General features: G+C 72.9%; 12 protein-coding genes and 2 pseudogenes. 7 read left to right on the top strand and 7 right to left on the bottom strand.

All coding sequences use genetic code 11. From position 1 onward, the window contains the following. Positions 1-49 precede the first annotated feature (49 nt). Positions 50-943 (top strand): S41 family peptidase, encoded by an 894-nt coding sequence (locus OHA91_RS26385; protein WP_031146195.1) that lies wholly within the window; start codon positions 50-52, stop codon positions 941-943. A 4-nt stretch (positions 944-947) separates the two neighbouring features. Here the strand turns inward: OHA91_RS26385 and OHA91_RS26380 are convergent, their stop codons facing one another. Further along, positions 948-1,136: a hypothetical protein gene (locus tag OHA91_RS26380; RefSeq protein ID WP_030849047.1), complete on the bottom strand. Its 189-nt coding sequence runs from the start codon at positions 1,134-1,136 to the stop codon at positions 948-950. A 186-nt stretch (positions 1,137-1,322) separates the two neighbouring features. Here OHA91_RS26380 and OHA91_RS26375 point away from each other — a divergent pair. Further along, a pseudogene (locus OHA91_RS26375) lies at positions 1,323-1,841 on the top strand (hypothetical protein); the annotation flags it as partial. A 60-nt stretch (positions 1,842-1,901) separates the two neighbouring features. Here OHA91_RS26375 and npdG read toward each other — a convergent pair. Further along, complete coding sequence (gene npdG / locus OHA91_RS26370; RefSeq protein WP_031146191.1) at positions 1,902-2,606, bottom strand: NADPH-dependent F420 reductase; 705 nt, start codon at positions 2,604-2,606, stop codon at positions 1,902-1,904. A gap of 84 nt (positions 2,607-2,690) precedes the next feature. Between npdG and OHA91_RS26365 the strand changes: the two genes are divergently transcribed. After that, positions 2,691-3,299 (top strand): hypothetical protein, encoded by a 609-nt coding sequence (locus OHA91_RS26365; protein WP_031146190.1) that lies wholly within the window; start codon positions 2,691-2,693, stop codon positions 3,297-3,299. Between the two features lie 15 nt (positions 3,300-3,314). On the opposite strand, the gene OHA91_RS26360 is transcribed toward OHA91_RS26365, so the two are convergent. Beyond that, a complete protein-coding gene (locus OHA91_RS26360; protein WP_266501779.1) occupies positions 3,315-3,572 on the bottom strand; it encodes a hypothetical protein in 258 nt (85 codons plus the stop codon). Between the two features lie 93 nt (positions 3,573-3,665). On the opposite strand from OHA91_RS26360, the gene map reads away from it, so the two are divergent. After that, the gene (map, locus tag OHA91_RS26355; RefSeq protein ID WP_031146185.1) at positions 3,666-4,523 is read left to right on the top strand and encodes a type I methionyl aminopeptidase; all 858 of its coding nucleotides are present in this window, start codon (positions 3,666-3,668) and stop codon (positions 4,521-4,523) included. Between the two features lie 128 nt (positions 4,524-4,651). After that, a complete protein-coding gene (locus OHA91_RS26350; RefSeq protein ID WP_031146183.1) occupies positions 4,652-5,299 on the top strand; it encodes a biliverdin-producing heme oxygenase in 648 nt (215 codons plus the stop codon). Between the two features lie 82 nt (positions 5,300-5,381). On the opposite strand, the gene OHA91_RS26345 is transcribed toward OHA91_RS26350, so the two are convergent. The 4 genes and pseudogenes from OHA91_RS26345 to OHA91_RS26330 all read right to left on the bottom strand — a co-directional run. Next, a complete protein-coding gene (locus tag OHA91_RS26345) occupies positions 5,382-5,699 on the bottom strand; it encodes a hypothetical protein (RefSeq protein WP_031146181.1) in 318 nt (105 codons plus the stop codon). 70 nt (positions 5,700-5,769) lie between these two features. Continuing rightward, complete coding sequence (locus OHA91_RS26340; RefSeq protein WP_031146179.1) at positions 5,770-6,435, bottom strand: PhzF family phenazine biosynthesis protein; 666 nt, start codon at positions 6,433-6,435, stop codon at positions 5,770-5,772. A gap of 19 nt (positions 6,436-6,454) precedes the next feature. Then, the gene (locus OHA91_RS26335; RefSeq protein WP_328740149.1) at positions 6,455-7,879 is read right to left on the bottom strand and encodes an HtaA domain-containing protein; all 1,425 of its coding nucleotides are present in this window, start codon (positions 7,877-7,879) and stop codon (positions 6,455-6,457) included. 311 nt (positions 7,880-8,190) lie between these two features. After that, positions 8,191-9,609: pseudogene (locus tag OHA91_RS26330) on the bottom strand (HtaA domain-containing protein); the annotation flags it as partial. A gap of 61 nt (positions 9,610-9,670) precedes the next feature. Between OHA91_RS26330 and OHA91_RS26325 the strand changes: the two are divergent. Together OHA91_RS26325 and OHA91_RS26320 are read left to right on the top strand one after the other, a co-directional pair. Next, on the top strand, positions 9,671-10,741 hold the full coding sequence (locus OHA91_RS26325) for a heme/hemin ABC transporter substrate-binding protein (RefSeq protein ID WP_408059185.1): 1,071 nt from the start codon (positions 9,671-9,673) through the stop codon (positions 10,739-10,741). A 1-nt stretch (position 10,742) separates the two neighbouring features. Next, positions 10,743-11,999, top strand: a complete 1,257-nt coding sequence (locus tag OHA91_RS26320) for a FecCD family ABC transporter permease (protein ID WP_245239973.1) — start codon at positions 10,743-10,745, stop codon at positions 11,997-11,999. Positions 12,000-12,017 lie beyond the last annotated feature (18 nt).

Genomic DNA, 12,017 nt, shown 5'->3' with positions numbered 1-12,017 from the left:
CCGGGAAACCCGTCGCCGCAGGCCCGTCCGCCACCTAGCATGACCCGCCGTGCCTACACACGAAGAGATCATCGAGCGTGCCCTGGAGCGGATCGGCGCAGGGTACGTGTTCCCCGAGAAGGCCGTGGACATCGACGCCGCGGTCCGGCGCCGGCTCGCGGCCGGCGAGTACGACGGCCTGGACGAGCGGGCGCTGTGCGAGACGGTCACGGCGCACATCCAGGAGGTGTGCCCGGACAAGCACCTGCGGTTGCTGTGGGTCGAGGAGCCGCAGTCGCTGGAACCGGAGGACCAGGACGCCGGACGGGCGGCCTTCCTCGCACTGCTGCAGGCCGAGAACCACGGTGTGCGGCGCGTCGAGCGGCTGGAGGGCGGCGTCACCCTCGTCGACGTCCGCCTGATATCGACGGCCGACGAGGGGGCCGCCGTGATCGGCGCCGCCATGCAGCTGGCCTCCCGCGGCTCCGCGCTCGTCCTGGACCTGCGCGCATGCCGGGGCGGCTCGCCGGAGGGGGCCGCGATGTGGTGCAGCTACTTCTTCCCCGACGACCAGGTGCACCTGAACGACATCTACGACCGCGCCACCGGGTCCACCCGCCAGTACTGGACGTTGGCGCACCTGCCCGCGCCCCGCTACCTCGACCGCCCCGTGTACGTGCTGACCAGCGCGCTCACCTTCTCCGGCGGCGAGGACGTCGCCTACACCCTCCAGGCGCACGGCCGTGCCGTCCTCGTCGGCGAGACCACGCGGGGCGGTGCGCACCCCACGGATCGGCACGCGGTGAGCGAGCACGTCCTGGTGGCGGTGCCGACCGCCCGGACGATCAGCACGGTGACGGGCGGCAACTGGGAGGGCGTCGGGGTCGTCCCCGACGTCCCGGTCCCGGCCGATCAGGCACTCGACACGGCGCTCAAGGCCGCCCGGGCGGCCGCCGGGGGCTGACGGCTCAGGCGTTGCGGGCGGTCGCGGCCTTCTCGGCCTTGGCCTTGCGCATGTAGTACCAGGCCATGTTGGACGTGAGGCCCGCCAGCAGCACCCACACGATCCCGAGGAAGCTGCCCTCCACGAAGGCGACGACGGCCGCGGCCACAGCAAGGACGCACACGACAACGGCGAAGACGGCAAGGCGGGGCATGGGAAGAGCTCCTCGGGGACACGGAAGGGGGTAGAGCCCCTCCAGTGTCCCCCATGCCCCGCAGTGCTGCCGTAAGGGCCGCGCGCAGCCGCTTCCGATACATTTCCGGCTTTGCCCGACCTCCTCTCCCCCGCAGCGTCAGCGTTCGCCGGTGACGCGCCGTATCCGGAGCGCGACGAACGAACAGCCCGGCCGGTACCGCGCGCCCGGCGCAGCAGCGATCCGCGGGCGAGGCGCGGGGCGGCGGCCGAGAGGCTGTGCGCCGAGGGCGGGCTCGCCGCCGAACTGCGCATCGACGGGACGAGCTCGGTCATCGGAGTCGTCGCCGATCTGCGCACGATGAAGGTGCGCACCTCCGTGGACGTCCCGGCCTCCGAGGGGGCGTATCCGCCGGCGGCGGCGAAGCGGCTGGTCCGCACGCTCGCCGAGGCGCCGGCGGATCTGCACGTGCAGAGTCTGGTGGAGGGCGAGAACGGGCCGCGCGGCACCCTGGAGCGCCTGCGGCCCGAGCCGGGCGACCTGCTGCCCAGGGACGGCGCCCCGATCGCAGGGTTCCGCCTGACGCTCATCAAGGGGATGGGCAACAGCCGGGGCAACACCGAGTCGGGGTTCATCCGCAGCGTCGACGACGCCGTCGACCGCTTCCACCACGGGGTGGTCGCCCACCTGGGCGCCGTCGATGCCCGTACCGGTCGGCGGGTCTGAGCACGGGACTCCTCCGGCGGTCCGGTCCGGTCCCGGGACCGGACCGCCGGGCGGGGGTGGTCAGACGTCCGTCGTGCGCAGGCCCGCGTGGGCCTTGTAGCGGCGGTTGGTGGAGATCAGGTTCGCGACGAGGGCCTCGACCTGGTGGGCGTTGCGCAGGCGGCCCGCGAAGATGCCGCGCATGCCCGGGATGCGGGCGGCCAGGGCCTGGACGATGTCCGTGTCGGCGCGGGATTCGCCGAGGACCATGACGTCGGTGTCGATCTCGTCGATCGACTCGTCCTGGAGGAGGACCGCCGAGAGGTGGTGGAAGGCGGCCGTGACGCGGGAGTCCGGGAGCAGCGCGGCGGCCTGCTGGGCGGCGCTGCCCTCTTCGACCTGGAGGGCGTAGGCGCCCTGCTTGTCGAAGCCGAGCGGGTTGACGCAGTCGACGACGAGCTTGCCCGCGAGGTCCTCGCGCAGCGCTTCGAGGGTCTTGGCGTGGCCCTCCCACGGCACCGCGATGATGACGATGTCGCTGCGGCGCGCGCACTCGGCGTTGTCCGCGCCCTCCACGCCGAGCCCCAGCTCGTCGGCGGCGGTGCGCGCGCGGTCGGCGGCACGGGAGCCGATGATCACCTTCTGGCCGGCGCGGGCGAGCCGGTAGGCGAGGCCCCGGCCCTGGTCGCCGGTGCCGCCGAGGACGCCGACGACGAGGCCGGACACGTCCGGCAGGTCCCAGGGGTCCTTGGCCGGCGGCTTCTGCGTGCTGTCTGAGGAAGTCATGGGGGCGAGGGTACTGCCGGGTAGCCCACAGTCGAAGAGTCGGGAAGCGCCCCCCGTGTCGCCCCGATGCGGGAGGATGCGGACATGGATGCCGTCAGGGTCGCCCTGCTGCGCGAGGTGCTCGCCGGTACGCAGTGGCCGGGCGACGCGCGCCGCTTCGCCGGCTCGCTGCGCCGGTCCGTCGCTCCGGCCGGCGGGAAGCTGCTGCTGGTGGGGACCGAGGGGTACGAGCCCTGGCACATGGCGGCGCACCTCGTGGACGAGGCCGCCTGGTCGGGCCTGCCGGAGCTGGCGCCGACACTCGTGCGCCACCGGGTGCGGCCCGGCGAGCCGCCGCACCTGTCGGTGGGGCTCGGCCGGCTGGCGGCGGCCGGGCGCGGGCACACGGTGCTGGTGGTGGCGCCGCGGGAGCCCGGCGAGGGGCTGCTGGAGCGCGTGCACGACGCCCGGCGCGCGGGCGCGACCGTACTGTCCCTGGACGGCGGGGACCGGGATCTGGGCGCGCTCGCGCACGACGCGCTGTCGGTGCCGGACGGCGGCGCCGAGCTGGACCTGGACACCGTGCAGCACCTGGTCAGCGCGGCGGCCGGGGAGAACGGCCTGCCGGCTCAGCGCGGGTCCCGCCGCCGGTTGCGGGACCGGCTGGCGGGGTTGGCCGACCGGCTGACCGCGCCGCCGCCCAGCCGCTGGTAGTCCGCTACCGACCCGTCAGCCGGCCGCGCCCGTGCCCGTGCCGGACGTGCCCTCTTCTTCCTCGCGGGTCTTGTCGTTCCACTTGGGGTCGTTCTGCCACTCGAGGTTGCGCTCCTGTGCCGTCTCCATGGCGCGGGTGGCCTCCTCGGGCGTTCCGTAGGGGCCGAACCGGTCCTTCGCCGGGCACTCGGGGCCTTCCTCGACCTTGTGGTGGACCAGGCAGTAGTACCACTCGCCCGGTTTGCCCACCTGGCGCTTCTTGAACAGGGCCATCGTCGTCCAGGCTCCTCTCGATGCCTCCGCAAGCCGCTGTGTGCCGCTCTATCCCGCCATGCTGCCCCATCCCCGCTGGATACACTCGCTTGCATGTCCGGTCAGTCGCTGCTCGTTCCAGGCGAGCTCTCTCCCGCCCGTTCCGTTCCCGGAAACATCCGCCGGCCCGAGTACGTCGGCAAGCCCGCGCCCACTCCGTACACCGGACCGGAGGTGCAGTCGGCCGAGACCATCGAGGCCATGCGCATCGCCGGCCGGATCGCCGCCCAGGCGATGGAAGAGGCCGCCAAGCTGATCGCGCCGGGGGTGACCACCGACGAGCTCGACAAGGTCGCCCACGCGTACATGTGCGACCACGGCGCCTACCCCTCGACGCTCGGCTACCGCGGCTACCCGAAGTCGCTGTGCTCCTCGGTCAACGAGGTCATCTGTCACGGGATCCCCGATTCCACCGTCCTGCGCGACGGCGACATCGTGAACCTCGACGTGACGGCGTACATCGGCGGGGTGCACGGCGACAACAACGCCACCTACCTGTGCGGTGACGTGGACGAGGAGTCGCGGCTGCTGGTGGAGCGCACCCGTGAGGCGCTGAACCGGGCGATCAAGGCCGTGAAGCCGGGCCGCCAGATCAACGTCATCGGGCGGGTCATCGAGTCGTACGCGAAGCGCTTCGGCTACGGCGTGGTCCGGGACTTCACCGGCCACGGCATCAACTCGTCCTTCCACTCCGGCCTGATCATCCCGCACTACGACAGCCCGCACGCGACCACGGTCATCGAGCCGGGGATGACGTTCACGATCGAGCCGATGCTGACCCTGGGCACCCACGACTACGACATGTGGGACGACGGCTGGACGGTCGTCACGAAGGACCGCAAGCGCACCGCGCAGTTCGAGCACACGCTGGTGGTGACGGACTCCGGGGCGGAGATCCTGACCCTTCCCTAGCCGGTACCCGGCCGGATTCTTTTACCGACAAGGCGTCGGGAACTCATTGACTTAGGCAAGCCTAAGTAGGAGTATCAGGCGTGGCGGCACTGCTGCCACGCCTGTTTCCTCTTTCCTGGAGGTCCGCCTTGGACGCCTTCTCTACGGTCATCCGCGTCGCGTCGCACGAGCAGCACACCGAGGCCGAGACGTCGACCTTCATGAGCGACCTGCTGGGCGGGCGGCTCGGAGTGGACGCGTACACGCGCTACACCGAACAGCTGTGGTTCGTGTACCGGGCCCTGGAGGAAGCGGCCGAGTCCCTGAAGGACGACCCGGTGGCGGGACCGTTCATCCGGCCCGAGCTGATGCGCGTCGCGGAGATCGAGCGGGACCTCGCGCACCTGCTGGGCCCGCAGTGGCGCGAGAACGTCGTGGCGCTGCCCTCGACCGAGGCCTACGCCGCGCGCGTGGCCCAGTGCGCGGCCGAGTGGCCGGGCGGGTACGTCGCCCACCACTACACCCGCTACCTGGGCGACCTCTCCGGCGGGCAGATCATCCGCGACAAGGCGGAGCGCACCTGGGGCTTCGAGCGCAAGGGCGACGGAGTCCGCTTCTACGTCTTCGCGGACATCTCCAACCCGGCGGCCTTCAAGCGGACCTACCGCGAGCTGCTGGACGCGATCGCCGCGGACGACCTGGAGAAGCAGCGCATCATCGACGAGTGCAAGCGCGCCTTCGACTTCAACGGCGCGGTGTTCCGCGAGCTGGGCGAGGAGTTCCGCCTCACCGCGTGACGTCGTGTACAGGCACGGGCGCGGGTACGAGTCCGGGGCCGGTCCGGGTGCACAGTGCACCCGGACCGGCCCCGCGGCCGTTTCAGGAGGCCGTGAGCGCCCACAGCACGAGCCAGGTGACGAGCAGTACGTTCGGGTAGAAGAGGGCCAAGAGGCAGCCGGCGCTCCCCAGCGCGAAGCGCCGCCTGCGCTGGGCGTCGGTCCGCGGCGGGATCCAGGTGGCGGCCACCAGCGCGAACGGGACGACGTAGAACAGGGCGTAGGGGCCCGGGGCACCGGGCCCGTACGAGAGCGCCTGGCCGAGCCAGGCGGCGGCGGGCGCCAGCACGGTGAAGAGCACGGCCACGGCCAGCCACTGCCGCCGCTCGTAGGGCGGACGGGGCATGGGGTTCGTCGTCATGACGCCATCCCACCGCGGCACCCGGCTCCCGCGTCAGCGCCCGCGTACTCACTTCCCGGGTGCGGGATACCTACGCGGGGTGGACGGGCGGGGCGAAGCGGACGCGGCCGCCCACCTCGATCGTGCCGTCGGCACCGGGGGCGGTGAGGATCTGGGAGCCGGCGCCCTGGGTGATGTTCAGGGCTCGGTCCAGCTGGGCCGTCAGCAGGATCGCCGCCGAACCGGTGGCCTCGTCCTCGGCGATGACGCCGTCGGGGCGGCGCGGGAAGCCCCGGGCCCGGACGCGGCCCGCGGCCTCGTCCTCCCACGCCCAGGCGTACAGCCAGCCCTCGCCGGGCGGCGGCGCCGGGAGCGCCTCGACCTCGGCGACGCTGTCGTACTGCTGGGTGCGCTTGCCCTCGACCCACTCGGGCCGGGCCGTGATCCAGGTGAACTCCCCGTCGTCACGGGCCCATACCGATCCGGCGGGCGGCTGGAGCTCCTCGATGTCCAGCAACCACGCGACCCCGACCAGCGGGTGTCCCGCGAAGGACATCCGCGTGCCGGGGGTGCGGATGTCGACGACCCCGCGCTCGGGGTCGTCGACGAACACCGTCTCGCTGTAGCCGAGTTCGGCGGCCAGCGCCTGCCGCGACGCGTCGTCGGGGCAGGTCCGGCCGTCGCGCACGACGCCGAGCAGGTTGCCGTACCGGCCGTCACCCGCGCAAAAGACCTTCAGGACATCGAGATCGTTCACGCGGGAATTCAAGCACGGTTCAGACCTGGGCCGTACGGCGCCTGCGCGCCATGTATATCGCGCCCGCGCCGGCCGCGATGACGACACCGGAGGTGGTAAGCAGCGCCCCGGCCGGAATCTCGGCACCGGTGTTGGCGAGGTTGCCGCCGACGGAGCCGCCGCCGACCGAACCGCCGCCCGCGGTGCCAGCCGTACCGCCGGTGGTTCCGCCCGTCGAGCCGCCGCCGGTGGTGCCGCCCGTGGACGGCGGCAGGGTGGCGTCCTTGTCCAACGCCACGGAGAAGGTGAGCGGGTCGATCGCGTCGCCCGCCTTGTACATGGAGCCGGTGGTGTCGTTGGCGAAGACGGCCGCGCCGTCGGCGGTGAAGGCCGCCGGCACGCCGTTCAGCGCCAGCACGCCGTTCTTGGTCTTGTAGTCGGTCTTCGACAGGTCGAGCGTGGCGAAGGCGACGCCCGTCTTGCTGCCGGCGGCGTTCTTGACGTCGACGTACAGGGTGCCGGTCTTGCCGGTGGCGTCGATGCGGGGGTTGCCGAAGGTCATGTCGATGCCGTGGGCCGCGTACTGGAAGCGGAGGTTGCCCTCGAAGGAGGCGTTCAGCTTCTGCTTCTTCGCGTCCAGCCCTCCCTTGCCGAAGGCGAAGTCGAAGAGTTCGCCGTTCTTGGCGGCGCCGCCGGCCGGGGTGATCGAGCCCGCGCCCAGCACGTACCGGCGGAAGGACTCCTTCACACCCCACGTCAGCTTGCCGTTCAGGACCTTCTGCGCTCCGTCGGCCGGAGCGGTGGGGCTCGGGTCCTTTGTGGGGGTGGGGTCCTGGGTCGGGGTCGGCTTCGTCGGGGTCGGCTCGGGGGCGGGCTGCTCGAACTTCAGGTTCGCGGTGAGCGGGTCGCCGGCCTTGTTCTCGTAGCCGGCGGAACCGAGCGCGTCCGCGGCCTCCTTGGTGAGGGTCGTCGCCAGGCCGGTCATCGACTGGCCGGCGAAGGCGACGGTGGCCAGCGGCACGTCCTGGGCGGTGGCACCGGACTTGGTGACGTCCGCGGTCAGCTTCTTGGTACCGGTGTCGATGCGTATGTCCGACAGCTTGACCTCGAAGCCGTGGCCGGTCGGCGGGGCAGGAGAGGAGAAGGTGACGCTGCCCTTGAAGGCGGCCTTCACCACGTGGCCGCCGGCCGGGTCGTACTGGCCGGTCGGCTCGACGAATCGCAGGGTGCCGTCGGCGTTCTGCTGGGCGCCGTCGGCGACGGTGATGGTGCCCTTGGCCATGCCGGTCACGTAGGCGCGGTAGCTGGCGAGGACGCCCCAGTCGAGGGTGCCGCCGACGATCTTCACGGGCCCGGCCGGGGGGCCGCCCGCGGCGGTGGCCGGCAGGGCGAAGGCGGTGGCGCCGAGAGCGGCGGCGGTCAGGACGGCGGCCGCGAGGGAGATCGGGCGGCGGATGGACGACATGGCGGGGCACTCCTGGGGGACGGAAGGGGAAAGGGGGGAGGGGCGGGGCGCTACTTCGAGGCGTCGGCGGGCGCGCCGTCCGACCGGTCGGCATCCGCCGCCGAGCCCGACCCCGAAGCCGAGCCCGAGCCCGGGGCCGCAGCGGGCTCCGTGGCGGCCGCCGGCTCCGGCGCGGCGACCGACTCCCCGGCAGCGGCCGGAGCCGAGCCGGAGGCCGAAGCCGTGGCGGGCGCCGCGGAAGCGGGAGCGGCCGAGCCCGCGGCCGGCGCCTGGGCCGAGCCCGCGGCGGGCGCCGAGGCTGCGGAAGCGGCACCGGTGGCCGGGGCCGTGGCCTGGCCCGGCGCCGAGGCTGCGGCCGGGGCCGTGCGGCGCTTGCGCAGCAGGAAGGCTGCGGCGGCGGCCAGGAGCAGGACGCCCACGGCCAGGCCCACGTAGAGCCCGGTGTTCGAGGACTCCCCGGACTCCGCGGCGGGGGCCTGTTCGCCCGCCGACGGTGCGGGGGCGGCAGCCGCCGACGGCGAGGCCGTGGAGCCCAGGTCGGGCAGGGCCGGCAGCTTCGCGGTGGCGTCGAGGGCGACGGCCAGCGAGACGGGGTCCATCTCGGTGCCGGCCTTGTACATGGAGTTGAAGGCCTGGGAGCCGCCCTCGGTGAGGGTGGCCGGGGCCTCGGTCAGGGTGACGAGCGCGCCCTCGGCCTTCAGGCCCTTGGCGTCGAACTCGACCAGCGGGACGGCGTTCTTCGTCGTGCCCGCCGTGGTGACGTCCGCGGACAGCACGCCCTTGCCGTTCTCCACCTTCACGCCCACGGTGGCGAGCGTCAGGTCCAGGTGGGCTCCGGTGAACCGGACGGTGCCGGCGAAGGCCGCGTCAAGAGTGCCTTTCTGGCCGTCGTACACGCCCTTGCCCTGCGGGAAGCGGAACAGCGCGCCACCGTCCTGGGCCCCTTCGGCGAGGGTCCACTTGCCCTGGCCGATCGAACCGGTGACGTACTCGCGGAAGGTGCGGCGCACCCCCCAGTCGACGGCGGCGTCGGCGAAGGCGCCGGGCGCCTGCGACGCCTCGGACGTGGTGCTCGGCTGCGCGGACGACGACTGCGAGGCCTCCGCCGCCGGCGCCGCCTTCACGTCGGCCGAGAGCGAGAGCGGGTCGAGCTGCGCGCCGGCCGGGTAGTAGCCGGCGAACGCCTGGGCGCCCTGGGAAGTGAGGGTGACCGGGATGTTCGTGAGGGTCAGCGGGGTGCCGCCGCCCTTCATGTTGATCCCGCCGACGCCGAGCGTCGCGAAGGGCACCTGGCTCTGGTTGCTGACCGTGCCGGTGTCCTTGGCCTTGCTGGAGACGTCCACGTACAGCGTCCCGCTACCGCCGCTGATCTTGACGGTGGGGCGGCTGACGGTCATGTCCAGCTCGTAGGCGCCGTCCGGCTTCTGGTGGCCCTGAAAGGTCACTCCGCCGGAGTACGAGGCCTCGAACGCGCCCGTCCCGGGGTCGTAGGAGCCGGTCGCCGAGTGGAAGCGGAACAGACTTCCGCCGACCGTGGCGGCTCCGCTCTTCAGCTTGAAACCGCCTTTTGCCACCGGACCGGTGACATAACTCTGGAAAGACGATTTGATGCCCCAGTCGAGCCGACCCCCCTGCACGGTGCCCGCGTGGGCGGCGGCCGCCGGGAGCAGAGCCCCCAACAGGCCCGCCAGCAGGGCCATGGTGAGCGTACGGATGGGTCTCGCGGGCATGACTGCCCCCTCCAGGGTCTAGCAAGCAAGGTTAGGCTAACCTAAGCTAAACCCAGGCCGGATGGAAACCCCCCGGTCCCCAGAACCTCAGTCGGACGATCAGGACGGTGCCTTCGTGCCTACGCCCGCCGCGTCACACCGCTTTCCCCGTCTCGCAGTTGCCGTGGCAGCACTGGCACTCGCGCTGACGGGCTGCGGAGGTACGGCCACCCCTCCGGGCTCATCCGCCCCCGCCGCCGCTGCCGCTCCGGACCGGGTGGAGCCGCTCGCCGCGACGCCGCAGCCCGCACTGCCGGTGACCGTGCCCTCGGCCGACGGCGCCCAGGTGACCGTCACCTCGGCCGACCGGGTGATCCCGCTGACCGGCAGCCTCAACGAGATCGTCCACACGCTGGGCCTCGGCGGACAGGTCGTCGCCCGGGACATCACGGCCACCTTCGAACAGGCCGCCCGGCTGCCGGTGGTGACACGTGGCCACGACGTCTCCGCCGAGAGCGTGCTCTCACTGCGCCCCACGCTGGTGCTGACGGAGACCACCACCGGTCCCGCCGAGGCGGTCCAGCAGATCCGCGACGCCGGCATCCCGGTCCTCGTGGTCGCTCCCGCCAAGGGGCTGGACGACGTTCCGAAGCGGATCGACACCGTCGCCGCGGCGCTCGGCGTCAAGGACGCAGGCGCCCAGCTGAACCAGCGCACCGCCGACCGGATCGCAGCCGTCCGCAAGAACGTTCCTGCGGCCGGGGGCAAGCAGCCCCGGGTGGCGTTCCTCTACCTGCGGGGCACCGCCTCCGTCTACCTGCTGGGCGGTTCGGACTCCGGCGCCGCCTCGCTGCTGGAGGCGGCCGGCGCGGTCGACACCGGCAAGGAGTCCGGCCTCGGCAAGGACTTCACCCCGATCACCAGCGAGGCCCTGGCGGCCGCCGCCCCCGACGCGATCCTGGTCATGTCCAAGGGCCTCGAATCGGTCGGCGGCATCGACGGCCTGGTGAAGATCCCGGGCGTCGCCCAGACCCCGGCCGGCATGGACCGCCGCGTGCTCACGGTCGACGACGGGGTCCTGCTCAACTACGGCCCCCGTACGGACCAGGTCCTGTCCTCCCTGATCACCCAGCTCTACGGCAAGGGAGCCTGAGGTGACGCTCTCCTACGACACCGCCGGGGACGGGTGTGTGCCGGGGCGCTCCCCGCAGGGCGCCGAACGCACCGCCGCCGCACCGTCCGACAAGGAGAACCGTTCGGCGCCCGAGGAGACGCCCCGGCACGCCCCCGGCCCCACCGGAGCCGCCCCCGGCGAAGCCACCGGCACGGGAACCGAGCCCGCCGAGCCCGCCGAGCCCGCCGCAGGCGAACGCCGCCGCCGTCGCGGCCGGAAGGCCCTGCTCCTCACCGTCGCCCTGGTCGCGACCCTGCTCCTCCTCGCCCTGGTCTCCGCCGGCACCGGCGCCTACCGCATCCCCACCGCGGACGTACTCGCCTCCGCCCAGCACCGCCTGGGCCTCGGCGGGGCACCGCTGGACCGGGTCGGCGAGAGCGTGCTGTGGAACGTACGCCTCCCCCGCGTCGTGCTCGCGCTGCTCGTCGGCGCCAGCCTCGGCTGCGCCGGCGCGCTCATGCAGGGCGTCTTCGGCAACCCCCTCGCCGAGCCCGGCGTCATCGGCATCTCGGCGGGCGCCGCCGTCGGCGCGGTCGCCGCCATCGGCCTCGGCCTCAGCTTCTTCGGCAACTGGACCATCACCGTCTGCGCGTTCGTCGCGGGCCTGATCACCGTCAGCTCGGTCTACCTCCTCTCCCGCAACGGCGGGAAGACGGAGATCGTCACGCTGATCCTCACCGGCATCGCGGTCAACGCCTTCGCCGGCGCCCTCATCGGCCTGTTCGTGTTCTTCGCGGACAGCGGCCAGGTCAACCAGATCACCTTCTGGCAACTGGGCTCCCTGGCCCAGGCCACCTGGCCCAAGGTGCTCGCGGTCCTGCCCTGCGCCGTCGCCGGCCTGCTCGTCGCCCCCTTCTACGCCCGCCGGCTCGACCTGCTCTCGCTCGGCGAGCGGCCCGCCCGCCACCTCGGCATCGACGTCGAACGGCTGCGCCTGGCCCTCATCCTGGTCGTCGCGCTGCTCACCGCGGCCGCCGTGGCCGTCGCCGGCGTCATCACCTTCATCGGCCTGCTCGTCCCGCACCTGCTGCGCATGGCCAACGGCCCCGGCCACCGCTTCCTGGTCCCGGGCAGCGCCCTGGCCGGCGCCGTGGTCCTGGTCGCGGGCGACCTCGCCGCCCGGACCCTCGCCCAGCCCGCCGAGCTGCCGCTCGGTGTCCTGACCGCCCTGATCGGCAGCCCGTTCTTCTTCTGGCTGCTGCGTCGCACCCGCCGCAAGCAAGGAGGCTGGGCGTGACCCGCACCACCACCACCG

Source organism: Streptomyces erythrochromogenes (assembly GCF_036170895.1).
Taxonomy (GTDB): Bacteria; Actinomycetota; Actinomycetes; order Streptomycetales; family Streptomycetaceae; genus Streptomyces; species Streptomyces erythrochromogenes.
Note: the sequence above shows the minus strand (reverse complement) of the source record. Positions and strands in the feature narration are given on the sequence as shown.